We start from the raw sequence: 2,094 nt of genomic DNA, 5'->3' as shown, positions 1-2,094 counted from the left end.
TTGAAACCTTGCTCGTTGAAATCCCGACGATCCGCCCACACAAGATGGCGGTCGCAACGATGCAAACTCAAACCTTAGTCCTCATTAAAATCGAAACTTCGGATGGTTTCATTGGTTGGGGCGAAGCAACCACCATCGGTGGCTTAGGCTATGGTGAAGAAAGCCCTGAAAGTATCAAAACCAATATCGATACTTATTTTGCTCCACTACTCAAAACTTTTACTGATCTCAACGTTGCTCAAATTATGCAAGTGTTGAAGAAGAATATTAATGGCAACCGTTTTGCAAAATGTGCCATTCAAACTGCTTTACTCGATATTCAAGCTCAACGTTTAGGCTTGCCTCTGTCTGAAGTGTTAGGTGGCCGTCTGCGTGACAGCGTCCCTGTGCTTTGGGTGTTGGCTTCTGGTGATACGGATAAAGATATCGCTGAAGCGAAAAAGATGATCGAAGCTAAGCGTCATAACTTCTTTAAATTAAAAATTGGTTCTCGTGCTGTAGAAGCAGATGTTGAGCATGTTCTCACCATCAAAAAAGCGTTAGGTGCTGATATTTCTATCCGTGTCGATGTGAACCGTGCTTGGTCTGAGTTAGAAGCGATCAAAGGTATTCAGCTTCTGCAAGATGGCGGTGTGGATCTAATTGAACAGCCATGTGCGATTGACAATATTGATGCCATGGAGCGTTTAACTCGTCGTTTTGATATTGCCATTATGGCGGATGAGTCATTGATGGGTCCAAGTACAGCTTATCGTTTAGCGAAGCGTAATGCTGCTTCTGTGTTTGCTGTAAAAGTTGCTCAGTCTGGTGGCCTACTCGAAGGTCGTGATGTAGCAACCATTGCAAACCTCGCTGGTGTAGATCTGTATGGTGGCACGATGCTTGAAGGTTCTGTTGGCACCATCGCTTCTGCACATTTGTTCTCGACCTTTGAGAATTTGGCATATGGCACTGAATTATTTGGTCCATTGCTGTTAACTGACGAAATTTTAAAGACCCCGCTTCAATATCGTGATTTCGAATTACATCTGCCTCAAGGCAATGGTTTAGGTATTGAGTTGGATTTAGACAAGATTGACAACCTTCGCCGCAAATAAGCGACGTGATACATCAGGAGTGAGACATGCTGTTTCATGTACGAATGGATGTGAACATCCCACTGGATATGCCAGTTGAAAAAGCGAATGAGATTAAAGCTGTTGAAAAGGCGTATTCGCAAGAGTTACAGCAACAAGGCAAGTGGCGTCATATCTGGCGAATCACAGGTCAGTATTCAAACATCAGTATTTTTGATGTCGAAAGCAATGAAGAGCTTCATTCAATTTTACAAGGTCTTCCGCTTTACCCATATATGAATATCGAAGTAATGGCGTTAAATCGCCACCCATCTTCTATCCGTGAAGATGATCGTTAAGTTTTAAGTGTCTTGGCTTGATTGATTCAGGCCATGACATGAATACATCCAGAGGTTTTTTAGCGTCATTTTAAACAAGGATTGTGGCAGCGAGCTCAAACACATTAGAAGTCAGCCACCACACAGCAAGCATACTTAAGGAGAAATAGTATGAACCGCGAACAAATTAATGCTTTAGTCAAAAAAATGAACGTTGATACTGCAACAGGTCCTGTTGATGAACGTGTTCAGCAAATCGTTGTACGTTTAGTATCTGACTTATTCCAAGCGATTGAAGATTTAGATTTAAGCCAATCTGAAGTTTGGAAAGGTCTTGAGTACTTTACTGATGCTGGTCAAGCAAACGAATTAGGTCTTTTGGCTGCTGGTTTAGGTCTTGAGCATTTCCTTGATTTACGTGCAGATGAGAAAGATGCTGAAGCAGGTATTACAGGTGGTACTCCACGTACAATTGAAGGTCCATTGTATGTCGCTGGTGCACCAGAATCAGTTGGTTTTGCACGTATGGATGATGGTTCTGAAGAAGGCAAAATCCCAACTTTAATTATTGAAGGTATCGTTAAAGATACTGAAGGTAACATCATTGAAGGCGCTAAAGTTGAAGTTTGGCATGCAAACAGCTTAGGTAACTACTCGTTCTTTGATAAGTCTCAATCTGACTTCAACTTACGTCGTACGAT

General features: G+C 42.1%; 3 protein-coding genes. All 3 read left to right on the top strand.

The annotated features are described in order from the left end of the window. The coding region (locus tag AC1M9A_RS14335; RefSeq protein ID WP_481592541.1) for a muconate/chloromuconate family cycloisomerase at positions 1-1,097 on the top strand (1,097 nt) is incomplete at its 5' end. A 26-nt stretch (positions 1,098-1,123) separates the two neighbouring features. After that, positions 1,124-1,414 (top strand): muconolactone Delta-isomerase, encoded by a 291-nt coding sequence (gene catC / locus AC1M9A_RS14330; RefSeq protein WP_092766278.1) that lies wholly within the window; start codon positions 1,124-1,126, stop codon positions 1,412-1,414. 150 nt (positions 1,415-1,564) lie between these two features. After that, positions 1,565-2,094: dioxygenase (locus AC1M9A_RS14325; protein WP_481610480.1), on the top strand; the 530-nt coding region annotated here is incomplete at its 3' end.

The sequence above is a fragment of the Acinetobacter sp. ANC_7634 genome (assembly GCF_056779875.1).
This window is presented reverse-complemented; position numbering and strand designations above follow the sequence as displayed.